This window comes from Rufibacter roseolus, from assembly GCF_017916365.1.
Classification (GTDB): Bacteria; Bacteroidota; Bacteroidia; order Cytophagales; family Hymenobacteraceae; genus Nibribacter; species Nibribacter roseolus.
Genome location: NZ_JAFMSU010000002.1, coordinates 1,235,321 through 1,258,652, shown reverse-complemented (window position 1 = coordinate 1,258,652; position 23,332 = coordinate 1,235,321). Strand labels below are relative to the sequence as shown.

15 protein-coding genes and 1 riboswitch are annotated in these 23,332 nt (G+C 49.5%); of the genes, 5 read left to right on the top strand and 10 right to left on the bottom strand.

Going from position 1 to position 23,332, the window contains the following annotated elements; all coding sequences use genetic code 11:
• Window positions 1-5 precede the first annotated feature (5 nt).
• Window positions 6-1,106, bottom strand: a complete 1,101-nt coding sequence (gene hppD / locus J3P35_RS14180) for a 4-hydroxyphenylpyruvate dioxygenase (RefSeq protein ID WP_210465233.1) — start codon at window positions 1,104-1,106, stop codon at window positions 6-8.
• A 160-nt stretch (window positions 1,107-1,266) separates the two neighbouring features.
• Here hppD and J3P35_RS14175 point away from each other — a divergent pair, with 160 nt between their 5' ends.
• Window positions 1,267-1,665 (top strand): hypothetical protein, encoded by a 399-nt coding sequence (locus tag J3P35_RS14175; protein ID WP_210465232.1) that lies wholly within the window; start codon window positions 1,267-1,269, stop codon window positions 1,663-1,665.
• A 168-nt stretch (window positions 1,666-1,833) separates the two neighbouring features.
• Window positions 1,834-2,982 (top strand): DUF4738 domain-containing protein, encoded by a 1,149-nt coding sequence (locus J3P35_RS14170; protein ID WP_210465231.1) that lies wholly within the window; start codon window positions 1,834-1,836, stop codon window positions 2,980-2,982.
• Between the two features lie 86 nt (window positions 2,983-3,068).
• Here the strand turns inward: J3P35_RS14170 and trpS are convergent, their stop codons facing one another.
• The 6 genes from trpS to J3P35_RS14140 form a co-directional block, all read right to left on the bottom strand.
• Window positions 3,069-4,043 carry a tryptophan--tRNA ligase gene (gene trpS / locus J3P35_RS14165; RefSeq protein ID WP_210465230.1) on the bottom strand — a complete coding sequence of 325 codons (975 nt, stop codon included), beginning with the start codon at window positions 4,041-4,043 and terminating at the stop codon, window positions 3,069-3,071.
• Between the two features lie 98 nt (window positions 4,044-4,141).
• Window positions 4,142-4,795, bottom strand: a complete 654-nt coding sequence (locus J3P35_RS14160; RefSeq protein ID WP_210465229.1) for an alpha/beta fold hydrolase — start codon at window positions 4,793-4,795, stop codon at window positions 4,142-4,144.
• A 22-nt stretch (window positions 4,796-4,817) separates the two neighbouring features.
• Complete coding sequence (locus J3P35_RS14155; RefSeq protein ID WP_246850216.1) at window positions 4,818-5,555, bottom strand: queuosine precursor transporter; 738 nt, start codon at window positions 5,553-5,555, stop codon at window positions 4,818-4,820.
• Window positions 5,556-6,485: 930 nt separating this feature from the next.
• A complete protein-coding gene (locus J3P35_RS14150) occupies window positions 6,486-7,403 on the bottom strand; it encodes a ribonuclease Z (protein WP_210465227.1) in 918 nt (305 codons plus the stop codon).
• 21 nt (window positions 7,404-7,424) lie between these two features.
• Window positions 7,425-7,802 (bottom strand): STAS domain-containing protein, encoded by a 378-nt coding sequence (locus tag J3P35_RS14145; protein WP_062545662.1) that lies wholly within the window; start codon window positions 7,800-7,802, stop codon window positions 7,425-7,427.
• A gap of 68 nt (window positions 7,803-7,870) precedes the next feature.
• On the bottom strand, window positions 7,871-8,806 hold the full coding sequence (locus tag J3P35_RS14140; protein ID WP_210465226.1) for a phosphoribosylaminoimidazolesuccinocarboxamide synthase: 936 nt from the start codon (window positions 8,804-8,806) through the stop codon (window positions 7,871-7,873).
• A 203-nt stretch (window positions 8,807-9,009) separates the two neighbouring features.
• A riboswitch (SAM riboswitch) is annotated at window positions 9,010-9,124 on the top strand.
• Window positions 9,125-9,403: 279 nt separating this feature from the next.
• Between J3P35_RS14140 and J3P35_RS14135 the strand changes: the two genes are divergently transcribed.
• Genes J3P35_RS14135 through J3P35_RS14125 form a run of 3 tightly spaced genes read left to right on the top strand, consistent with a single transcriptional unit; the run spans window position 9,404 to window position 13,028 of the window.
• Window positions 9,404-10,741 (top strand): O-acetylhomoserine aminocarboxypropyltransferase/cysteine synthase family protein, encoded by a 1,338-nt coding sequence (locus J3P35_RS14135; protein WP_210465225.1) that lies wholly within the window; start codon window positions 9,404-9,406, stop codon window positions 10,739-10,741.
• A 5-nt stretch (window positions 10,742-10,746) separates the two neighbouring features.
• Complete coding sequence (metX, locus tag J3P35_RS14130) at window positions 10,747-11,802, top strand: homoserine O-acetyltransferase MetX (protein WP_210465224.1); 1,056 nt, start codon at window positions 10,747-10,749, stop codon at window positions 11,800-11,802.
• Complete coding sequence (locus J3P35_RS14125) at window positions 11,781-13,028, top strand: homoserine dehydrogenase (RefSeq protein ID WP_210465223.1); 1,248 nt, start codon at window positions 11,781-11,783, stop codon at window positions 13,026-13,028. The genes metX and J3P35_RS14125 overlap by 22 nt, the downstream gene beginning before the upstream one ends.
• A 404-nt stretch (window positions 13,029-13,432) precedes the next feature.
• On the opposite strand, the gene lysA is transcribed toward J3P35_RS14125, so the two are convergent.
• The 3 genes from lysA to J3P35_RS14110 all read right to left on the bottom strand — a co-directional run bounded on the left by lysA (window position 13,433) and on the right by J3P35_RS14110 (window position 23,259).
• Window positions 13,433-14,578 carry a diaminopimelate decarboxylase gene (gene lysA / locus J3P35_RS14120; RefSeq protein WP_210465222.1) on the bottom strand — a complete coding sequence of 382 codons (1,146 nt, stop codon included), beginning with the start codon at window positions 14,576-14,578 and terminating at the stop codon, window positions 13,433-13,435.
• Window positions 14,571-15,905 (bottom strand): aspartate kinase, encoded by a 1,335-nt coding sequence (locus tag J3P35_RS14115; protein WP_210465221.1) that lies wholly within the window; start codon window positions 15,903-15,905, stop codon window positions 14,571-14,573. Before J3P35_RS14115 ends, lysA begins: the two co-directional genes overlap by 8 nt.
• 118 nt (window positions 15,906-16,023) lie before the next feature.
• Window positions 16,024-23,259: an Ig-like domain-containing protein gene (locus tag J3P35_RS14110; RefSeq protein ID WP_210465220.1), complete on the bottom strand. Its 7,236-nt coding sequence runs from the start codon at window positions 23,257-23,259 to the stop codon at window positions 16,024-16,026.
• Between the last annotated feature and the right edge of the window lie 73 nt (window positions 23,260-23,332).

Here is a 23,332-nt window from a genome sequence, read left to right as displayed (position 1 = left end):
TTAGGTTATAAGTTACCCCGCAGGGCTTGTTCACGTTCAATTGACTCAAACAGGGCTTTGAAATTCCCCTTCCCGAAGGATTTGGCCCCTTTCCGCTGAATGATCTCATAGAAGACGGTAGGCCGGTCCTCCACGGGTTTGGTGAAGATCTGCAGCAGGTAGCCCTCGTTGTCGCGGTCCACTAGAATGTTGAGGTCCTGCAGCGGTTTCAGGTCTTCGTCAATGTGGCCCACGCGGTCCAGCAGATCAGCGTAGTAGGAGGCGGGCACGCTCAGGAACTCTACCCCGCGTCGGCGCAGCTCACCCACGGTAGACACAATATCATCGGTGGCAATGGCGATGTGCTGCACACCCGGGCCGTGGTAATAGTCCAGGTACTCCTCAATCTGCGATTTCTTCTTTCCCTCGGCGGGCTCGTTGATGGGGAATTTGACGTAGCCGTTGCCGTTGCTCATCACCTTGCTCATAAGCGCCGAGTACTCCGTGGAGATATCCTCATCGTCAAAGGTAAGCAGCAACTGGAAGCCCATCACCTTGGCGTAGAAATCCACCCAGGTGTTCATCTCGCCCCAACCCACGTTGCCTACGCAGTGGTCAACGTGCTTCAGGCCCACGGGCGCCACCGGTGCAGTACTCTTGCGGGGCTTGTACCCCGGCATGAACGCGCCGGTGTAGTTCTTGCGCTCCACAAAAGTATGGATGGTCTCGCCGTAGGTGTAGATGGAGGAAATGCGTACCTCCCCAAATTCATCTGTCAAGGTCTGCGGCTCGCCCGCCGATCTGGCCCCGCGTTTAGTGGTCTCCTCGTAAGATTTGTAAGCATCGTCCACCCACAAGGCCATCACCTTCACGCCATCGCCGTGCAGGCGCACGTGCTCTGAGATGGGCGAGTCGGGCAGGAGAGAGGTGGTGAGCACTAACCTGATCTTTCCCTGTTGCAGCACGTAAGAGGCACGGTCACGCACGCCGGTCTCAGGGCCAGCGTAAGCCACCAGCTCAAACCCGAAGGCACCTTGGTAGAAGTAGGCACTCTGTTTGGCGTTGCCCACATAGAATTCGATGTAATCTGTACCGTTAAGGGGTAGAAAATCGGTGGGCTCAGCCATAAGAGGGGTTTTTTAGGGATAATGCTCTGTTTAGAATGACAATTGGTGTAAAAATAGAATAATTGCGCAGGAAAGAAAATAGGTTTTTCGCGTAGGGTATTTGGGCCGTCTACTTGGAAATAGTCTCAGATGTTATAAAATTTGTAAAAAATAAGAACCCATGAATATCCAGGAACTGAATACCGCGCTGGTCACTATAATCCAGAAAAAGCAGGAACTAAGCAAACTCTCTTACAACGACGACCGCTACGATGACGTGGAAGAGGAGCTGCATGATTTGGAGGATGAGTTCAACGACAACTTCGGCGAGTATCTGGAAGACGTTTTAGGCGATGTGCACATGAAAATCTGCCCAGACACTGATGTGTTGCTCCCTACCGCCTACCTGCCAGAAGGCCTGAACGCCGACGGACAGGTGGACCTGACCGGCAAGCAAGGCGTTTGGGTGGAAGCCGACGCTTACCCCAACAAAGAAGCCCGTCTGGTGCTGGTACCTAACCCAACTCGTTTAATCCTGAGCGTAGGCAAAAACGTGCGTGAGGAGGTTTGGCAGGGATAATTCCCCGGATTCCAGAACATAGTACCCCCAGATTCTAAGGCTCCTTTGCAGGCACTCCCTGCAAAGGAGCCTTTTCTGTTTCAAGCCCTCTTTCGAAAAATGGGCCTGAAATGATGAGTTGCAAAGCAGGACAGTTGCTATTGCACTTAATTGTCCCTATTCTTCAGAATGAAATATGTCCTCCCGTTTCTTAGTCTCTTGATTTATGTAGCCCTGTGTTCTTGCCAGGAACAAAAGCCCGTCTCGAAACAAGCACCTGCGGCAATAACTGAAGCTAAGAGTGAAGCTGTCCCAGTGAATGACACCGTGTATGAAACCCAACCACTTTACACCCTTGAGGAATATAATCATGATAAAGTGGAGAGCGAATTCAAAGCTGGAGATGATGTATACAAAGCCTACACAGAAAGCTACAGTTTGAATGACAGTTCCTTAGTAGAAGTTTTGTTTGATAGCGTTGGAGGCAGGCAGGTACAAGTTGAAAAACTCAGATGTCACAACCACGTCTATAAAATACGGCTCACCAAGAACGGCAAGCTTGTTTTCCAAAAGCAATTCACCAAGCTTGATTTCTTAAAGGCTGGTGATAATGGTTTTATAAAAGAAAGCGCCCCAGATGCCCCAAACTTCAAAGGCGTAACCACTGAAGGGAATGCAATATTTGATCTTTTGTTTTGTTTGCCGGAGAGTGATTTCGGGGTAGTGGCTTCCTTCTCCACAGATTCAAAAGGCAATTTGTTACATTATGAACCAACTGGGGCAGATTGCAGCAGTGAAGTTCAAACCAGCCCAAACAGAAGCTATTATCTTACTTGTAACAAGTTGTATGGTCCAAATGGCTACGTTTTTTCTTTTGGTAAACCAGATATGGTAGCTACCGCTTTTTTAACAGATACATCTTTTGTCGCTGTCAATTATTCAACAAAGCGAATCTACAATAAGGAAAAGCATGATTGGGAGGAGACCCATGAGGAAGAAACCAATAACCTCATTGTATACCATGTGAATGGCAAGAAGCTTTCAGCTCATAAATTCAATGGCTTTTATTTTGAACTAGGATATATAATACAAATGGAGGTTTTGCAGAAACAAGGTATTCTTCTTCTTTTTGATGGGGAGAAAAAAGAACTACATACTATTTCCATTTCCAATCCTCAGTCATCCAATGTTGTTCCAGTTAAAAATCTTCAGAAGTTAAATAAACGGTTGAGGTCTGGAAACTGGTACGAAGTACCCATGGCAGATGAAACTGGAGAACAGTTTTACTTCTATGTAGCCTCAGATACTTTAAAAGCTTACCATGTAGCCAAGAGATAGGAGTAAAAACGAGAAGGCCGAAGCAGTGATGCTTCGGCTTTCTCGTTTAAAAGTCGTGCTACTTGATACGTGCTACTTGCTACAGACTAAAAACCCAGCTTCTCGCGCACGCGCTGAAGAACAGGTGCGCCAATGGCGCGGGCTTTGGCAGCGCCTTCGGCTAACTTGGCGTCTACTTCAGCCAGGTTGTTCATGTAGTACTGGAAGCGCTCACGCGGCTCGGCATATTTGGTGATGATGAGGTCATACAAAGCCTGTTTGGCGTGGCCGTAACCGTAACCACCCGCTATGTAATTCTGGCGCATGGTCTCAATCTGCTCAGCCGAGCCCAGCAGCGAATACAGCTTGAAGGTATTATCTGTAGCCGGGTCTTTGGGGTCTTCTAAGGCTTTGCTGTCTGAAACGATGCTCTTGATGCGCTTGAGGAGTTCTTTGTCTGGCAGGAAAATGTCAATGGTATTGCCGTATGATTTGCTCATCTTCTCGCCGTCAATGCCGGGCACCGTCATCACGCTCTCGTCTACCTTCGCCTCTGGCAAAACAAAAGTCTCTCCGTAAATGTGGTTGAAAGAACTGGCTACATCACGGGTGATTTCCAGGTGCTGTACCTGGTCTTTGCCCACGGGTACAAACTCCGCATCGTAGAGCAGGATATCGGCGGCCATGAGGATAGGGTAGGTGAACAACCCTGCGTTCACATCGGCGAGGCCGCGGCGGGCTGATTTGTCTTTGAAGGAGTGCGCGTTGGCCAGCATAGGATACGGCGCGAAACAGCTCAGATACCACGTCAACTCAGTCACCTCAGGCACGTCTGACTGGCGGTAGAAGATGTTACGGTCGGTGTCAAACCCGAAGGCCAGCCAGGCAGCCGCTACGGCATAAGTGTTCATTCGGCGCTCCTGCGCATCCCTAATAGAGGTAAGCGAGTGCAGATCGGCGATGAAATAAAGCGAATCGTTTTCTGATTTTTTGGAAAGCTCTATTGCGGGAAGGATGGCGCCCAGCAGGTTGCCCAGGTGCGGACGGCCACTGCTTTGGATGCCGGTGAGAATTCGTGCCATGTTATTCTGATAATTTGTACAAAGAAAGCGATTGCCGGGCAAACGGGAAAGCCTTTCTGTTTGAGACTGGTTTTTGCAGAATCGCCCCGAAAAACCCTTTAGTACAGGTACTGGTTGATTAGAAGGCTCACTTCCTCGGCCTTGCTCATGACCATGAGATGCTGGCCATCTTTCACCAGATGCAGATGCGGGAACTGCGGGACAGGGAGAATCAGGTCTCTGTCGCCATGAATGGCTACTACATTCAGGGTAGAAGCCTGGTGCCGCCAATGCAGTATTTGGTGCAGAGACCAACGCAGAAAAGGAACATCGGTATCCCGGATGATGTCGCGCAGGATGCGTTTCTCATCACTGGTATGAGCCCCGAACAGCCAATTAGCAGGAAACGTCCAGCGTTTGAATTTGCCTAATGGCAGCCATTTGTGCATCTGCAAACTGCCCGCCAACCTGTAATGCAGGGGCAATTCTTGTGTATTGGCCAAGCTTGACAGCAAAATCAACCGCCTCACTGGAATCTGCTTCGCGATCTCCTGGATGACCATCCCGCCAAAGCTTAAGCCCAGCAAAATAGGAGGCTCCTGGCCAGGTTCAATCTGCCGGATCAGTTTGGTGGCGTAAGAAGACATGGTGTCATCTGGCTCCGGGGTAATCCATTGAATGACCCTGGGGTTTGGATGGCGCAATTGCAGGAACTGGAACAAGCGTTCATCGGCGCAGAGACCGCTCAGCAGGTACAAGGGAGGTTGGCTCATGGGCAACTGATACGGCGGTGACCTAGTCTTTGGCGATGAAAGTTTCCATGGGTACATGGTGCTCCTCGGCCAGGTACCGGTCAATGAAGGTATGGGCCACGTACAGCAAAGGGGTGAGCACCACCGCCACCGTGAATTTATATAGATAGTTGATGACCGACACCGAAAGTACCGTCTTCAGGTCCCAATCCCCGAACAGGTAAAAGGCGATAAACAGAACCACCACCGTGTCTACCAACTGCGAGACCAGGGTAGAGCCCGTAGCCCTAAGCCAGATCTTGCGGCTGCCGGTTAAGTGTTTGAGCCAATGGAACACGTGTGCATCCAGCAACTGCCCCAAAAGGAAAGCTACCAATGAGCCAACAATGATTCCTAGTCCCTGCCGGAAAACCTTGCTGAAGGCGTAATCCATGTCAAAAGAAGTACCATTGGGTCCCTGGCTGTTGATCTCTTGCCAGAACTGCGCCGGCGGTAAGGCTGTGGCAACCACAATCACCAGGAATGCATACGCAATGAGCGCCGCCGTCAAAAAGCTGATGCGCCTTACCCCGTCTTTCCCGAAATATTCATTAATGATATCGGTGGTGATAAAGACGACCGGCCAGATGATGACCCCGGCGGTGAGGTTAAAATCCAGCCTGGTGCCCAGCACCGGAATCTGCGCCCCGGTTAAGCCAAAGACCCCCTCACCCGAAAAAATCTTAACCCCGATCAACTCCGCCAGCAAAGCATTGGTAAGGAAAATGCCACAGAGAACCATAAAGAGCTGCCGTTTCTTTTGACCCAAATGGTTTAGTTCTGTACTTGTCTGCTGCATGATCTGGAAGTGCTTGGAAAGTGGTTCTTCTGTTGATGTAAAGATGATAGAAAGAAGCTAAAGAAAAAACGTGCTGCGGAAATACAGACAGTTTCCAGAGATAAACCGTTTTAAGCCTGTTTCTTCAAAAAAGCCAAGAAAGCATGTTGTTTCAAATAAGCTTTGGGCCTCATCTCTTTGTGAACTGCATTGAACCATGGCAAGTTAACCCACCCCAGCCCCTCCGAGGAGGGGAATCACTCCTATGATTAAAGAAAAGGGCCAGGTTAAGCAACAACAGCATAATAGGGTATGAGGCTATGGCCTCACGGCAGTTACAAACTGCCGGTCATAGTGGGTCCAAGTCACAGACTTGAACCATAGGAAGTGAAGAGCAAAAGCCATGACCAGGAGGTGTAAACACCCCACTGCGCTCCCCTCAAGGGGAGAATCTTATCAGCAATGCGTGTAAAGACGCAAGGCATTGAGTCTCTACAAGGGAAAAGACGCTCGCAGGACCTTCGGACGCTGCGAGGTCTTCGGCGTTCCTACCGGGATATTCTTTTTCCAGCCTTTCGGTTGAGCGCCTTGTCAGGTTCCGGTGCCGAAGGCATTGCGACTGAAAGGAGCAAAGGAAGCTGGCAAGGCGCGAGGCCGGAAGGCGGGGCCCCGCGGCCGTGAGCGCACGGAGCTTAGCTATACAACAATAAAGTAATTGAACCCACGCAAACAACAGCGCCACGCCAGCACAAACGGACTACGAATCCACAAATGAAATGGAATTTGTACGGCGGAAAGTGGCCTTTCACAAAGCAAGCAAGTGTGTACCCGGCTACTTCATTTTAGGGCCAAATTCACCAAAACAGGCTAAAAAAGAATAAGATGAAAGGGGCTCTACTCCAACACACTAATCGTTTTCCCCTCGGTAGCCAAAGCTGTATTAGGAAAAATTGACTGTGCTTCCTCCAGCAAAGGCGTGAGGTCTTTGTAGCGGGCGGAAAAGTGCCCGATGAGCAGTCTTCTTACCTGGGCTTTCTCCGCGAGGGTAGCAGCCTGGGCAGCGGTGCTGTGGAAGGTGTGGATAGCGCGGTGCTCCATGTCGCTCAGGAACGTGGATTCATGATAGAGAAGATCCACGCCTTTCAAATAAGGCAGAATATCTTCCTTGTACTTGGTATCTGAGCAGTAAGCGTAACTGCGGCTACGTTTAGGCTCGGTGGTGACGTCCTGGTTACGGACCAGGATCTCGCCCTGTTCGTTGCGGATGTCCTCGCCCCACTTGAGTCTTACCAATTGCGGAGGCGTGAGGAACTCTGGGAGCTTGCCTTTGAGCAGGTGACGAGGCTTGGGCTTTTCCCTAAAGAGAAAACCACAGCAGGGCACCCGGTGCTGCATGGGCAGCGAGTGCACCGTCATGTATTTATCCTCAAAGATTTTTTTACAGACGGTGGTGTCCACTTCCACAAAGTTGATGTGGTAGGGGAGTTGGGTGCCGCCATACTTAAATTGGAGGGTGATGATCTCGGCCAGGCCTTTGGGGCCGAAGAGATTAAGGTGGCCGGTGCGCTGCTGCAGGTGCATGGTTGAAAGCAATCCTGCCAGGCCAAAGTAATGGTCACCGTGGAGGTGACTTATAAAGATGTTACAAATGCGCTGATGCTTTACCTTGTATCGCATCAGCTGCATTTGTGTACCTTCGCCGCAATCAATCAGGTTTATCTGATTGCCAACCGTGAGTAGTTGGGCCGTATGATTTCTTTCAAAAGACGGGGTGGCAGAGGAGCTCCCAAGTATTTTCAGCTCAAAATCCAAACTGCAGTACCCGCTTAGAAACTATTCTTCTTTTTTTGTAAGATCGCTCTCAATCTCGTGCAGGAAAACGCGGTCAATGCCTTCTTCTACAGTAGGCAGAATGTTCAGAACAGACTCCAGCTTAGAGATGGTGATTAACTTGGTTACGTGCTCTTGCAAGCCGGTTAAGATAAGAACCCCTCCGGAAGAGTTGCAAAGACGGTTTGCAATCAGGATAGAAGACAATCCGGAAGAATCAGTATATTTTACGTTGGTAAGATCCAGGATCAGGTTGGTAATACCTTCTGCATTCAACTTCACAAACTCAGACTTCAAATCGGGCGCGATCGTGGTGTCTAGCTTTTTTTCATCTATGGTGATGATGGTGTAATTCTCTTTTTTATCAATTGTGTACTTCATAAGTAACAGCAAAAAGGTTTAGAGTGCGAATCTACCAATTTTTGGTGGAATATCTTTAACAATGTAATCTAAAAAATGTTGGCCGCAATACTTTCCTGTAGCGTATGTGGCTGACTGGCATAGTCCTGGGGAACAAACTTTTTGCCTAGTAACTGCTCGTACAATTCAATGTAACGCTGTGAAATCTCTGATATCTTAGCGTCGGTCATTTCAGGGACCTGCTGTCCCTCCTTGCCCTGGAAACCATTCTCAATGAGCCATTGACGTACAAATTCCTTTGAAAGTTGCCGCTGTGGTTCACCCTTGGACTGCCGCTCCTGGTAACCCTCTGAGTAAAAGAACCTTGAGGAATCAGGCGTGTGTATTTCATCTATCACATAAATGATGCCATCTGCTTTCCCAAATTCATACTTGGTGTCCACCAGGATCAATCCGCGCTCTGCGGCCAGTTCTGAACCCCGTTTGAACAGCGCCCGGGTGTATGCCTCTAATTGTACATAATCTTGTTCGGCCACTATTCCCTGGCGCAGGATTTCTTCCCGGGAGATGTCTTCATCATGGCCTTCGGCGGCTTTGGTGGTAGGGGTAATGATAGGCTCAGGGAAAGGGTCATTCTCGCGCAGACCCTCGGGCAGGGTAACCCCGCAGAGGGTGCGTTTGCCGGCGCTGTACTCGCGCCAAGCGTGGCCGGCCAGGTAACCCCTGATCACCATCTCCACTTTAAACGTTTCGCACTGGCGGCCAATGGTCACATTGGGCGCCGGCTGGCTCAAAACCCAGTTGGGTACCACATTGGCGGTAGCCTCCAGAAAAGAGGCGGCAATCTGGTTCAGCACCTGGCCCTTATAAGGAATAGCGCGGGGTAGCACCACGTCAAACGCAGAAATGCGGTCTGTGGCCACCAGGGCTAATTTGTCTTTGAAATAATACACGTCGCGCACCTTTCCCCGGTAAAAGCCGGTCTGTTGCGGAAAATGGAAATTGGTTTCTTTTAACGCTTGCATAGCAGATAACTAAGGGAGGCAAAGTTAGGAAAGGATACAGACGGGGCAAGAATATTTCTATTTTCCGGTCTGGTTTTATCTGCCTCCTCATTTACTAACATTTGTTGGTTTTTTAAAATAATTCGCAAAATTTTTTCAAAATTATTTGGGGTTTAGTTTTTCGTTGATAGATTTGCAGCATCAAGTCAATTATTCCGGTAGTTGATTTATAAAGAAGAGCGGAGAGACAGGCTCAATGAAGCTCTAGCAACCTACCAGCCGTGTAAGGTGCTAAGTCCTGATCCCAGGGGACATATTGCCACCTGGGGAATATAAATTGATACGAAGATGGAAAATCAATTCAACGCCACTTCTGACAATGCAGCGCCGCGCCTGAACATGGCGGCAACAGGTATTACCCATTCTATTATCCCTTCCATTACGCGAATGTGCACTATGTCCATTATGGATATTTGTTGCTGTTGTCGTTAATCCCTCCAGTTAATTAATTTTTTCTCAGGGACCTGATGCACAGCAGCTTCAGGAGGAAACCTGTAACCTGTTTGTATTTCTGGCTCTTGAATTTGTTCAATTCTTCAATTGTAACCGGCTAATATTATGTCTACTTCATATCGTTTTGAAACCCTTCAGCTGCACGCTGGCCAGGAAATAGATGCCACCACTCGCTCACGGGCAGTACCTATTTACCAGACCACTTCCTACGTTTTTGAGAACGCCGAGCACGGCGCCAACCTGTTTGCCCTGAAGCAGTTCGGGAATATTTATACCCGCATCATGAACCCCACCACCGATGTGTTTGAAAAACGCATTGCGGCATTGGAGGGGGGCGTAGCAGCGGTGGCCGTAGGCTCGGGCCAGGCGGCCCAATTTATCGCCTTGAACAACATCCTGCAGGCAGGAGACAATTTTGTGGCCTCCAGCAACCTGTATGGCGGTTCTTACAACCAGTTCAAAGTCGCTTTTAAACGCCTGGGCATTGAAGTGCGCTTCGCCAAGAATGACGAGCCTGCCACTTACGCCTCGTTAATTGACGAAAATACCAAAGCCCTTTACCTGGAGACCATCGGGAACCCCCGGTTCAATATTCCGGATTTTGAGTCCATTGCGGCCGTAGCTGCCGGGCACCAGATTCCATTGGTGGTAGACAATACCTTTGGCGCGGGTGGTTACCTGTTCCGTCCACTGGAACATGGGGCTAATGTGGTGGTAGCCTCCGCTACCAAATGGATAGGCGGCCACGGTACCAGTGTGGGCGGCGTGATTGTAGACGGCGGTAACTTCAACTGGGGCAACGGCAAGTTTCCGCAGTTCAGCGAGCCGTCTGAAGGCTACCATGGCCTTAACTTCTGGGAAGTATTTGGCGCCAACGGGCCGTTCGGGAACATCGCATTCGCCATTCGGGCTAGGGTAGAAGGCCTACGTGATTTCGGTCCGGCCTTGAGCCCCTTCAACTCCTTTCAGTTGATTCAAGGGTTGGAGACGCTTTCCCTGCGGGTAGACCGCACGGTGCAGAATGCACAGGCTTTGGCTGAGTGGCTGGAGAAGCATCCTTTGGTGGAAAGCGTGAATTATCCAGGCCTGCCTTCCAGCCCCTACCATGAACTCGCCAAAAAGTACCTGAAACGCGGTTTTGGGGGCGTGCTAAGCTTTAACCTGAAGGGCGGAAAAGAAGAAGCCGAGGTGTTTGTGAACAGCCTGGAGCTGGTAAGCCACCTGGCCAACGTGGGCGATGCCAAAACCCTCATCATCCATCCGGCCTCTACTACCCACCAGCAGCTGAACGAAGAAGAGCAGCTATCAGCCGGGGTAACTCCCACGCTGCTGCGGGTGTCAGTAGGTATTGAGCATTTAGATGATATCAAAGCAGATTTTGAACAGGCGTTTGCCAAAGTGAAAGTAAGAAAACCTAAGTTGGAGAACGCAACTACTGCGTAAAGGCCATGTTAAAAGGACGCGTTTTTAATTACACTGAAGAATTCACGTTGGAGTCCGGGCGATCTTTGCCCGGTTTCCAGCTCTTTTATACCACCTGGGGCACCCTCAACGAGGACCGCAGCAATGTGGTGTGGGTTTGCCACGCTTTCACCGGCAACGCTTTTGTGAAAGACTGGTGGGGAGATTTGTTTGGCGAAGGAAAGACCTTTGATCCGGCCAAGCATTTCATTGTCTGCGCCAACTCTTTGGGTAGCTGCTACGGTTCTACCGGCCCTTTGAGCCTGAACCCGGATACCGGCAAGCCATACTATCATACTTTCCCGGTTTTAACCATCCGTGATGTGGTGCGGGCCTTTGATGCTTTGCGCGAACATTTAGAAATAGAGCAGATAAACGTACTCATTGGCGGCTCCATAGGCGGCCAGCAGGCCCTGGAGTGGGCTATTGAACATCCGGAAAGAGTCAAGCGCCTGGTACAGGTGGCAGGCAACGCCCGGCAATCGCCTTGGGCCATCGCCCTGAATGAGAGCCAACGCATGGCCATTGAGCAGGATATTACCTGGCAGTTGGCCACCGATGACGCCGGACTGGAGGGAATGAAAACAGCCCGTTCCGTTGCCTTACTATCTTACCGCACCTATAACTCCTATAACCAGGCGCAGCGCGAGGGTTCTTCAGATTTGAAAAGAATTTACCGGGCGGCCAGTTACCAGCGGTACCAGGGCGAGAAGCTGGCCAAGCGCTTCAATGCTTATTCTTACTGGCAGCTCTCCAAAATCATGGACAGCCACAACGTGGGACGCAACCGAGGCAACACAGAAGCAGCCTTGCGCCAGGTAAAAGCAGAGACCCTGGTTATTGGCGTGGATACTGATCAGTTGTTCCCATTGGTGGAGCAGAAATACGTGACCCGGTATATTCCCAATGCCACTTTCCAGGTCATTCACTCAGAAGCCGGGCATGACGGGTTCCTGTTGGAGACAGACCAGCTAAGCCGTCACTTAGATACTTTTTTACAGAAAAAACAACAAAGAAAAACATGGATTCCCACCGTCTTCTAAAAATCGGCTTGTTTGGGTTTGGCTGCGTAGGCCAGGGCCTTTACGACATACTTTCCCGCGAAGAGGCGCTTCCGTTCAAAGTAGAACGCATCTGCGTGAAAGACCCTAAAAAACTGCGGCCTTTGCCTTCAGAGAGTTTCACCTATGACTGGCACCAGGTGCTGCAGGATGATTCTTTGGATATCCTGGTGGAAGCCATAAGTGATGCCAATGAAGCCTACACAATTGTGGCCGAGGCTCTGCGGCGCGGTAAAAGGGTGGTAACTGCCAACAAAAAACTGGTGGCCTACCATCTGCCAGAGTTGCTGGCTTTGCAGCAGGAGTTTGGCGGCGTGTTATTATATGAGGCGGCGGTGGCCGGGGGGATACCTATTATCAGAACGGTGGAGGAATATTTTTCCAACGAACCACTGGAACGGGTCCACGGCATTCTGAACGGTTCGTCTAACTACATCCTTAGCCAGATCTTCAAACTGCAGAAAGGCTATGCCGAGGCCCTGAAGGAAGCCCAGGACAAAGGCTTTGCTGAACTGGACCCTTGGTTGGACGTGGCCGGAGCCGATGCCCGCCACAAGCTTTGTATCTTAACGGCGCACGCATTTGGCAGAACCATTGCCCCCGAGGAGTTGGCCTTCTTCGGCATAGATCACTTGGGTGGCGCAGACGTGGAATATGCCAAGCAAAGCGATTCCGTCATCAAAATGGTGGCTTCGGTGCACCTAACCTCAGACGGGGAGTTGGTACCAGTGGTGTTGCCTAGTATGGTAGACGCCTCAGACGATCTTTTTGTGGTAGAGCAGGAATTCAATGGCGTGGTGGTGCAGGGCACCTACTCTGGTCCGCAGTTGTTCAAAGGCCGTGGTGCCGGCGGGCACCCCACCGGAGCCGCGGTGCTGTCAGACATCGTTTCCATCAGCAACGGTTATTCTTACGGTTATAAGAAGCTAGGCAAAACCACCAATGCTCCGGCCTTGGCGCTGGATTTTGAACTGGAGGTATACCTGCGCAGCAGTGAGCCAGAACTGGTAGCCGCATTGGGCTTAACCAATCTGCAGAACGTGCAGCGGGACAATGATACCTTCAGCGTGCTGGGCACAGTTACATTGGGCAACCTGATCAAAAACCAGGACCACATCAGAAAAGCCGGCGCCTACATTATGGCCCTGTCTTCTGACTTTGTGGGCGCACCCAGAAAAAAAGTGAAAGTACAGCAGGAGGTTTCCTGATTTTCCAGATCTAATTTGGAAAAACATTTCAGCATCCAAAGCAGATTATCCGCTTTCAAAGAATAGCTTGTTTATTTAGTTCGTTCAATTACGCAGACACCTGGCTATAAGCTGGGTGTTTACGTTTATGGCCTGTTTTAGATAAAACGGTTATATAACATAGCCTGCGTCAAGGATCATTAAGTGCTGTTCAGACCAGCATACTTCTTGGGGGGCTGTTTTTGGTCTCTTTTTCCGGAATTACCTCTAAATCGGAACTGCTTGTTTTGGGAATTTCCTTTAGCTGAAAGGGCTTAGCTGATCTAAAATCCGCCTGAAAAAAAACTCCGTTCTGGCGCTGATTTTTAGAAAACAGCCCCAGAACGGAGTTCAAAAATTGAAAGCTGGATAAGCTTTGTGAAACGCTAAGAAAGGTACACGGCTTTCACACGGTCGCGGAGGTTGTACTCAGAAACCATTACCTCGCCGTAGGCACCTGCTGTTCTGATGGCCACCAGGTCACCGCGTTTAGTCTCGGGCAGTTCAATGGCCTTGGAGAAGCAGTCCGTTGATTCACAGATGGGGCCTACCACGTCATAGGTTTTGGCGGGTAGGTCGCTGGTAAGGTTCTCAATCTTATGGTACGCCTGGTAAAGGGCCGGGCGCATCAGTTCGGTCATGCCAGCGTCCAGAATCACAAAGTTCGTTTTCTGGCCATGCTTCATGTACAGCACCTTGGAGATGAGGTTACCACTGGAAGCTACCAAAGCTCTGCCCAACTCAAAGTGCACCACCTGACCGGGACGTTTGTCCAGCAACCGCTCAAAAATAGCGAAGTAGGTGGCGAAATCAGCGATGGGGTTTTCTTCCGGGGTGCGGTAATCCACGCCCAGGCCTCCGCCCAGGTTCAGATGCGGGAACGTGAGTCCGCGCTCCTCAAACCAGCTCTGCAGCTCATTCACCCGCACGCACAGGTTTTCGAATGCCCGCAGATCAGTGATCTGAGACCCGATGTGGAAGTGCAGCCCTATGAGTCTCAGGTTAGGCCACTGTGCAAACTGGGGCACCAGGTCTTCCAGTTCCCACACATTTATCCCAAATTTGTTTTCCTCCAGACCCGTGGTGATGTGCTTGTGGGTATACGCGTCCACGTTGGGGTTGAGGCGCAAAGCTACCTGCGCTACTTTTCCTTTAGCGGCCGCCAGTTCCTGGATCACCTCCAGTTCCTGCACAGATTCTGAATTGAAGCAGAAGATATTGGCATCCAGGGCAAAATTGATCTCCGCGTCAGACTTGCCCACCCCTGCAAACACAATCTGGTCCGGCGCAAAGCCGGCCTCCAGCGCCCGACGCACCTCATTTCCGCTCACGCAATCGGCCCCGAAACCTCTTTCAAGGATCTCGGCCAGAATAGGGCCGTTGGCGTTCGCCTTGAGGGCATAATGCACATGGAAATCGTATTTCCCGGCTTCGGCTTTGGCGGTATCCAGCGTCAGGCGGAGCAGGGAAAGGTCATAGGCATAGAAAGGAGTAGGTTGTTGAGAGAACGCCTGCAATTGTTCTTTAAGCATTGGCTTCCTCTCTTTCCTGAAACACGCCTTCGTTGATAGACACCAGGGCGTCTTCTTTATGGATGGTATTCACTAAAAAGCTGATGTTGTTTTTGCTTCCGCCGTAAGAGATCATGCGCAGTGGGATATGACCCAGCGACTGCACCACTTTGAGGGCAGCGCCCGGCTTGTCTTCCATGAAGTCGCCTACTACGCACACAATGGTCAGTTCCGTGTCAATCTCCACTGTTCCGAAGCGCTGAAGGGCCTCGGTGATCTCCGGCAGATAGGTGATGTTGTCGATGGTAAGGGAAACGGCTACCTCAGACGTGGTGATCATGTCAATAGGCGTCTTGAAACGCTCAAACACCTCAAACACGCTGCGCAGGAAACCATAGGCCAGCAACATGCGGCTGGATTTGATCTTGATGGCAATGATGCCGTCTTTGGCCGCTACCGCCTTGATCTTGTTACCGGTTCTTTTAGAAGAGATAGTGGTACCAGCGGCCTCAGGTTCCATGGTGTTCAACAGACGCACCGGGATGTTGTGCTGCTGGGCTGGCAGAATGCTGGAAGGGTGCAGGATCTTCGCCCCGAAGTACGCCAACTCCGCCGCCTCGTCAAAAGACAACTCCGCGATAGGGTAGGTGTTCTTCACGATGCGAGGATCGTTGTTGTGCATCCCGTTGATATCGGTCCAGATCTGGATCTCAGAGGCCTTCACGGCTGCCCCAACAATGGAAGCGGTATAGTCGCTGCCCCCGCGCTTGAGGTTGTCAATTTCGCCTTTGGCGTTCCGGCAGATGTATCCCTGTGTGATGAACAACTGGTTGCCTGGGTACTGGTCCAGCAGGTTTCTCAGGTTCTCACGGATGAAAGCATGGTCTGGCTCCTCATCTGGGGTGATCTTCATGAAATCAAGCGCGGGAAGCAACACCGATGGCGTGCCTTTCTCATCCTGGAAAATCTTGAAGAGCTGCGTTGACAGCAGTTCACCCTGCGCCAAAATGATTTTTTCTGAAGCAGGAGAGAAAGGATGGTTGAAGCAGGCCCGGATATCAGAGAAAACTACTTCAATTACCTGTTTACCCTTGTCCTTAGATGCTTCCTGTTTATATAGTTCAGCAATCACCTGTTTATAGTGTTGCTCTAATTGTGCTGTGAGAGATTCTGCCTGGGCTACCTCGCCTTGGGCCAGTTGCTGTCCAATCTGAACCAGGTGGTTCGTGGTTCCTGACATGGCAGAAAGCACCACAATAACCGGTTCCTGGGTTGGAAGCAGTTGTGAGACGGCACCCATCCGCTCCGCAGAGCCTACGGAGGTGCCCCCAAATTTCATGATTTTCATAGATATTAAATAAAACCTGCGAATTTACTAAATCATCAGGGGAATACTAAAAGAAAACCCCACCTACCGCTACTTTTTATCTGCGGTAGGTGGGGTTTTAATAAGGTGGTGAATGAGATTAGTCTTCCTTCACTACCCTGATGATCTCAGAAAGGGAAGCCCCCGTGATTCTAAGGATGTATACACCATTGGCAAGTCTGGACAAGTCTCTGGTGAGGGTCACTTTTCCGGAGGTTACATTGGCAGTCTCATGGTAGATCAGTTTCTGGTTCAGGTCATAGAGTTCTACCTGTACTGTTCTGTCTTCTACACTGTTAATAGAGATAGAAACTTCCTTAGTAAATGGGTTAGGAGATACGGCTACTTGAGCAGTCGCCTTATTACCCGAAGCTGTCACGGATACAACCTTGCTGTACTCAGAGTCTCCATCAACATCAACTTGTTTCAGGCGGTAGTACACTGTTCCAGCAGGGGCAGAAACATCGGTGAAGCTATAGGTCTTCGCCACGTTGCTGGTTCCGTTTCCTTTTACCTGCCCGATGCTCAAGAAGGTTTTTCCGTTTTGGCTACGCTCCACCTGGAAGTAGGCATTGTCCTTCTCAGAGGCAGTAGTCCAGTTAAGCTTGATGCCATTGTTAGTGGCTGAAGCTGTAAAGGACGTTAAAGTAACCGGCAGCGGGGTGCCTATGATCACGGTTGGAGAAAGGGTTGAAGTACCGCCGTTAGCATCAGTAGTTCTGATGGTTGGAGAATACAAATCTGATCTCAGGGCACTGCGGTTGCTTACATACATTCTTAACTGACCATTCACAATCCGGTAAGATACACCTGGTATTGAATAATTGTCATCAATAGAATAAGCTGTGATAGGAGCATCACTGTCACCAAATGTGAAAAGCACATCTTCGTTCTGGTACTCAGAAACCGCCTTTGGTTGCATAGAAGAAACAACTTCTGCCTCACAATCCAACGTGATAGTTACCTCATCTGCCTGTGAGCCACAGGAAGTAGAGGACACGGTCCATCTGAAAACGTAAGCTCCCGAATTCAAACCAGAGACAGTAGTGGTTGGGTTGGTGGCATCAGCAAAGACAGGGTTTCCTGAACCACTTGGCTTAGAAACTACAGTCCAGGCACCGTTTGTGCCAGATGGAGCCGTATTTCCTTCAAGCGTAACTGTTTTGCTACCCTGGGCATTTGTTGAACAAACGGCTTTATCTGGGCCTGCATTTGCCGTGAATGTTGGGGTAGAGGTAATAGTTACTTCATTAGACACCGGGCTATCACAGTTGTTGGAAGTAGCGCGTACACTGTAGGTGCCGGCCGCAGATGCCGTGAAGGAGACCGCTCCATTCGCAACAACGGGTGAGCCACTTGGGCTGCCATTCAGGAACAATTGATAACTGTATCCATTTACTGGTGAACCAACTGAAATGGTAACCGGTGTACCACCACAAATGCTAGCGTTGCTGGCGGTAATTGCCGGCGCAGCTGGTGCTGGGTTAACGGTGACGGTAACTTCATTAGAAGTGGCAGAAGGGCAAGAACCACTGGTGGCCACCACGGTGAATTTTGTTGTAGCACTAACAGATGCTGTAAAGGAAACCGTGTTACTTCCATTATAGGTAATAGAGCTACCTTCTGCTACTCCGTTACGGAAAAGTCTGTAAGAAACACCATTCACCATGTTTCCGGTAGCAGTAATGACTACATTATCAGCTCCGCAGAAAGTGGTGGCAGAGGCTGAAATAACAGGAGCAACAGGTGCTGGGATAGAGGTCACTGTTACTTCGTTAGAGGTAGCAGGTGAGCAGGAGGCACTGCTGGCAACCACTGTGAACTTAGTGGATGGTTCAGTTACAGCAGCTGTAAACGTAACTGCGTTGCTTCCATTGAAGGTAATAGTGTTTCCTTCAGCAATACCATTTCTATAAAGCTGATAAGAAACCCCGCTTACCAGGTTAGAACTTGCAGTAATAGTGACGTTGCTGTTGCCGCATACAGAACTGGTGTTTGCAGTGATTGTAGGGGATACTGGTTTTGGGCTAACCGTCACATTTGTTGAGCCATTCATATCAACTGCAGGACAATCGCTTCTTGATGCTTTAATAGTTAGGATTGCATTTGCAGATAGCACAGCTGATGTCAAGGTCAAAGTACCAGTACTTGTAGCGGTAATTGCTGTTCCACTAGGGTTAGATCCATTGTAAATTTGGTAGGTAACGCCATTTTCTGAATTGGAGAGAGTGATGGTAGCTGAGTTTCCGTTACAGATGGTTAATGAGGCAGGTGTGACATTGTACACAATTGGCGTTGGAGATACTGTTACTGTTACCGGGGCTGAGGTAGCAGATGGACAGTTTGTGCTGGATGCCACAATAGTGTAGGTTCCAGTAGAGTTTACGCTTGTGGTGAAGGATACTGTATTGCTTCCATTGTAAACAATGGAGGAACCAACTGGTGTCCCATTTAGTGCTAAACTATATGTGACTCCATTCACCAGATTTGAGGTAGCAGTAAAGGTTACATTGCCTCCGTTGCCACAGAATTTGGTAGTAGAAGCGCTGATGTTTGTCGCTAGTGGGGTTGGACTTACTGTTACAGCTACATAACCTTCCATGGTGACATTGCCGCAGTTTCCAGGGCTAACCGCTTGTACAGTCAAAGTGGTAGAAGCTGTTAAAGCACCAGACATAAGGGTAATAGAACCACCTGTACCAGTTACTTGGGCACCACTTGCAGCACCACCATTGTAGATCTGATAGGCTATGCCGTTCTGTGAAGAAGGCAAAGTGATAGAAACAGTTCCTCCTGAGCAAACCACCTGCTGGCTAGAAGTAAAGCTCTGCACTGCTGGAGATTGTGTTACCGTGATGGCATAAGTAGAGCCAATTGCCAGAGAAGAACAGCCAGACCGCACGGCGTACACTCTAAGAGAAGCATTGGAAGTCAATGCATCTGTGGTAAGGGTAATGGCACCTCCGGTACCTGCTACCCCAAGCCCAGTTAGGGTGGTACCATTGTAAATCTGGTAAGTTACCCCAACTTCTGAGCTAGCCAGGCTAATGCTGGCGGTTGAACCGCTACAGATACTAGTTGAAGTAACCAAGGTGCTATTTTGGTTTGACGGAGCCGAAACAGTTACAGTAACTGGGCTTCCTACAGTGAAAGCAGCGCAATTGGCAGGGCTGCTTGGCGTAGCCTGAACTGTAAAAGAAGTAGTTGCAGTAATAGCGGCTGAGGTAAGGGTAATATCTCCCCCGGTGCCTTCTACGGCAGCCCCAGTGGCTACTCCGTTGATGAACAATTGGTAGAAAACCTCCGTTTCAGAGGCACTTACTCTAATTTGGGCGGTACCGCCGCTACAGATAGTTGGGGTAATGGCTGCCACTGTGAGGTTGGCGGATGGCACAGAGACAAACACGCGGTTGCTCATGTCAACTGAGCAGGTATTTCCTGATCTGGTGCCAACTACTTTCAGGTTAGAATTGCCTGTCAGCAAGCCAGTAGTTAAAGTAATGGCACTTCCGGTTCCAGTTACAGCAGAGCCAGTGTTTGTATAGTTACCGGTTGCGGGGTTGTAAATCTGAACCTGATAGCTAACTCCAGTTTCAGAGCCTGCCAGAGTTAAAGTGGCCGCATTGTTATAGCAGATAGCCTGTGTGGTAGGAGTAACTGCGAAGGCGGTAGGAACAGGGGTTACTGTAATAACAGAGTTCCCTGACATGGTTACCCTTGCACCACAGGAGTTTGTTGCCACCACAGTGTAAGTACCACCGGCTGTAATTGATCCAGTTGAAAGTGTCAAGGCATTGCCTGTTCCTTCCACAATGCTTCCAACTGAAGTACTACCCAGGAAAATTTGATAGGAAACACCTAACTGTGATCCTGAGAGGGCAATAGAAGCAGCCTGGCCACTACAGATCGTCTGGGTAGCAGGAGTTACGTTGAAGGTAGTTGGAGTGGCAGAAGTAACGTTAACTGTAAACTGCTGTGTCAGGGCAAAAGGAGCACATCCCCCTGAGGTAGCCAGTACCCTTAAAGTATTAGCGCCAGTGGTGGAAAGAGCCGCAGAGGTAAGGGTGATGTTGCCACCATTACCAGTAACCGAAGCACCAGTGTTGGTGAAAGTACCACCTGACCCGGTTTGCAATTGATACACAACGCCACTTTCTGAGCTTTGGATGACCACCGAGGCTGTGTTACCCGCACAGACAGATTGAACTGAAGGGGTAATGGTTAGAGCATTAGATGGTACAGTCACCGTGAAGGTGTTGGACATGTCTGTAGAGCATCCATTCTTGGTAGCTACCACTTTGAACGTGCCACTAGTTGTAATGGCGCCGGTAGTTAAGGTGATTGCACTGCCTGTACCTGCCACAGCGTTCCCCGTGTTAACATAGGTTCCGGTAGAAGGGTTAAGCACCTGAATCTGGTATGAGGCACCTGATTCAGAATTTGCCATGGTGACAGTGGTTGTGGCACCATTACAAACTGTTGTAGAAGCTGGGGTAACTGCATAAGCTGTAGGAGCCGGTGCAATAGTAATGGAAGTTGACCCTTTCAAAGTAGCCTGGCAATCAGGGGAGCCTACCTGGAAAGCTCTAACCGTTAAAACAGCCGCAGCTGTTAGGTTACCAGAAGACAAGGTAATGGTACCTCCGTTACCTACCATAGAAGGCCCGCTGGCAGTTGATCCATTGTAAATCTGGTAAATAACCCCATTTTCGGTATTGGCTACCGTGATAGTGGCTGAACTGTTATTACAAACGGTTTGTGCCGACGGGGTGAAGGTTGGGGTAGTTGAAGGTGAAACGCAGGTAACGGTAACAGCAGCTGTTTGCTGACTCTCACAACCTCCACCAGTAGGAGTGATAGAAGCAGTCACCGAAGTTCCGGTTGAAAGGTTTGCCTGGTTTGTAGGGTTGATAGCGATGGACCAGGTCACAGGAGTTGTAGTAGAAGCCCCAGTGACGGTGGCAGTTCCGGCAATACGCTGTCCTTCAATGAACACATTCACTGTTCCATTAGTCGTACTGGTACCAGTAATCACCGTCGCCCTTTCTTTAATGGGAGAGGCTAAAGTTAATCCAAGGCTTGCAGCAGTTGATGGCGTGGTTACGGTGATAGTTGCCGAGGCTGGGCTTACTGTTTTTCCTCCCGGAGCAGTTGCTACAGCGTACAGTACATCCCCTCCTCTAAGCGTAATGCCACTTAAAACCGGAGCAGACCAAGCTCCCCCTGAAACCGTAGCGGTTTCGGTGATACGGGTATCTGTGGCTGTGTTAGGAGTGGTGCCGCTTCTACGGTAAACTATAACAGTAGTACCATTTGCCTCTGATGAGGTTCCAGTAATGGTTGTTACAGTAGGGCATGGGGCGGTGGTGGTAAAGGCAGGTGCGGCTGTTTCACAGTTAGCACCTATTGTTAAGGTGTTAGAAGGCCCTGATAAACCCAGGCTAGGGTTAGTACTTGTAGACTTTGTTCTAACGCTTACTACATCACCCGCCTGAAGTTGATATAGATATAAGTTGATTGACCAGGTACCTGTTGAACTTGCCGTAGTAGTTGCTACAAGATTACCATTTGCGTCTTTGGTAACAGGTTGATTGTTAACAAAAAGATAAACAGGGCCACCGTTAGCTGCAGTTCCTGAAAGCAATGTGGTAGTAGAAGTACAGAAAAATGTGTTGCTGATGGTAGGAGAAGGAGTTGTGGTAGTGGTAGGAGCAGTTCTCTCATTTCCTCCTTCTAAATAAATAGGGTTCGATCTTGGTGACTCGCAGCCACCAGAAGGTGTGATAGTAGCTGTAAGAGTACCATAGTTATTAGTGTTATTATTACTTCCGCAGGAATAGCTAAACCGAAAGTTACCATTTGTACAAGCCGTAGGAGTATATACATAGGTATAAGTGGTAACTCCGTTTACCGTAGAGGAAGTAGGTGCCGGATAAGAACCTTGGTAATATACACCGTCACGGTACACTCTTAGTGTACCTAAGCCAGAGGTAGAAGCTCCAACATTCACCGTTGAGGTAATATTGACACTTTGCTGGTTACTGTTAAAAGTGTTTGTTGCTGGGAATGAGGGAGCAGGAGTTGTACAATTGACAAAGGCCTGATTGCCAACCGTTACAGTATTAGATGATACCGAAGTACTGGCCGGACAGTTTCCTGAAGCTGCTCTGGTTACTCTTGCTGTGAGGATATCACCAGCAGCCAAGGTGGTGCCGCTTGGCAAAGGAAAAGAAAACGTTCCATTAGATACGATTACCGGCGAAGCTGCCACTACCTGTGTTCCGTTGCGGAAGAGGGTGATGGTTCCGCCATTTTCAGTGGAAGTTCCGGTAATGGTAGTAGTGCCTACTCTAATGGTTGGGTTTGTTGAAATGACGGGGGCAGAGGGCGCCGCAGTTTGGCAGAACTCGCCAGCCTGGATTTGCTGCAGAGAGGTTGACGGAAAGGCAGGAATCAGATCGCGCCAGATACGGAATTTATCATTGGCATAAGTTCTGTCATCAACCCCGCCAACATCTGAGATAGTACCTTCCAATCCCGTTTGGGCGCTGGTTACGGTAGATCCAGTTACCCGCAGGGGAGTAGTTGGGCTAATTCCTACCCCGCCATCACCACTGAAAGCAGAAAGCGGAACGTAAAAATCAAAGAAGTAATCAGCGTTTCCACCGGCGGTAGAAGCGGCAATGGCTTTCTGGAAGTATTGGCTGTAACCTCCATTGGTGCTTCCCCGCCAGATTACATTACTTGTGAAAGGATCGGTTTCATCCCCACTACCCCGGTGACGGTAAATAACCACGTCAAAGTTGAGGGCCAGAACTACCTCAAACTCAAACCCAAGGTTTTTTACCTTAGAGGGAGTGGTATAATCCACCAGGGTTCCATTGGCCAGTCTTTGTTTATTAAATACCCCGTCAGAATCAATCAAGAAACTGTAGCCTTTTGAAGCCGACGAGTTTCCTCCTAAGCGCACCCTAAACAGCACTTGTGTTCCATTGTAAGCCATGTACAATGGGTTAGGAGCCAAATCCGTATGACCGCCGGCTGACCCTGTTACCAAGTCATTCAATGGCTCAGAGCCCAGTTGGGGCAATTCCCGATAGGCAATCTCATTGTATTGGAATGTTCTATCATTCGCCCCTACATACCCTGTGTTTGTCTTGGAAACATAGTTATCAAGATTTGGGTCCAAAACATTCCTGCCAGTTCCGGTAGCTGGTTGAAAAATCAAACCCGGAGTTTGGGCCTGAGCACTGTATTGAAAATACAAAAGGAAGAAAAGGAAGGCAATAAGAAAACTGCAATTCTGGCTCTTAGGAAGTAAAGGTTTTTCCTTCATAGCTTATAATTAGGTGAATGATGAAAAGTGGTGAGGTACTTCAAAATTATTCCTCGCAGGTTTAGAAAAGCGC

Excerpts from the sequence above, each read along its gene's own strand:
- hppD (WP_210465233.1), bottom strand. The coding sequence starts at position 1,106 with ATGGCTGAGCCCACCGATTTTCTACCCCTTAACGGTACAGATTACATC.
- J3P35_RS14170 (WP_210465231.1), top strand. The coding sequence starts at position 1,834 with ATGAAATATGTCCTCCCGTTTCTTAGTCTCTTGATTTATGTAGCCCTG.
- trpS (WP_210465230.1), bottom strand. The coding sequence starts at position 4,043 with ATGGCACGAATTCTCACCGGCATCCAAAGCAGTGGCCGTCCGCACCTG.
- lysA (WP_210465222.1), bottom strand. The coding sequence starts at position 14,578 with ATGCTTAAAGAACAATTGCAGGCGTTCTCTCAACAACCTACTCCTTTC.
- J3P35_RS14110 (WP_210465220.1), bottom strand. The coding sequence starts at position 23,259 with ATGAAGGAAAAACCTTTACTTCCTAAGAGCCAGAATTGCAGTTTTCTT.
- J3P35_RS14175 (WP_210465232.1), top strand. The coding sequence starts at position 1,267 with ATGAATATCCAGGAACTGAATACCGCGCTGGTCACTATAATCCAGAAA.
- J3P35_RS14140 (WP_210465226.1), bottom strand. The coding sequence starts at position 8,806 with ATGCAAGCGTTAAAAGAAACCAATTTCCATTTTCCGCAACAGACCGGC.
- J3P35_RS14125 (WP_210465223.1), top strand. The coding sequence starts at position 11,781 with ATGGATTCCCACCGTCTTCTAAAAATCGGCTTGTTTGGGTTTGGCTGC.
- J3P35_RS14115 (WP_210465221.1), bottom strand. The coding sequence starts at position 15,905 with ATGAAAATCATGAAATTTGGGGGCACCTCCGTAGGCTCTGCGGAGCGG.
- J3P35_RS14135 (WP_210465225.1), top strand. The coding sequence starts at position 9,404 with ATGTCTACTTCATATCGTTTTGAAACCCTTCAGCTGCACGCTGGCCAG.
- J3P35_RS14145 (WP_062545662.1), bottom strand. The coding sequence starts at position 7,802 with ATGAAGTACACAATTGATAAAAAAGAGAATTACACCATCATCACCATA.
- J3P35_RS14155 (WP_246850216.1), bottom strand. The coding sequence starts at position 5,555 with ATGGTTCTCTGTGGCATTTTCCTTACCAATGCTTTGCTGGCGGAGTTG.
- metX (WP_210465224.1), top strand. The coding sequence starts at position 10,747 with ATGTTAAAAGGACGCGTTTTTAATTACACTGAAGAATTCACGTTGGAG.
- J3P35_RS14160 (WP_210465229.1), bottom strand. The coding sequence starts at position 4,795 with ATGAGCCAACCTCCCTTGTACCTGCTGAGCGGTCTCTGCGCCGATGAA.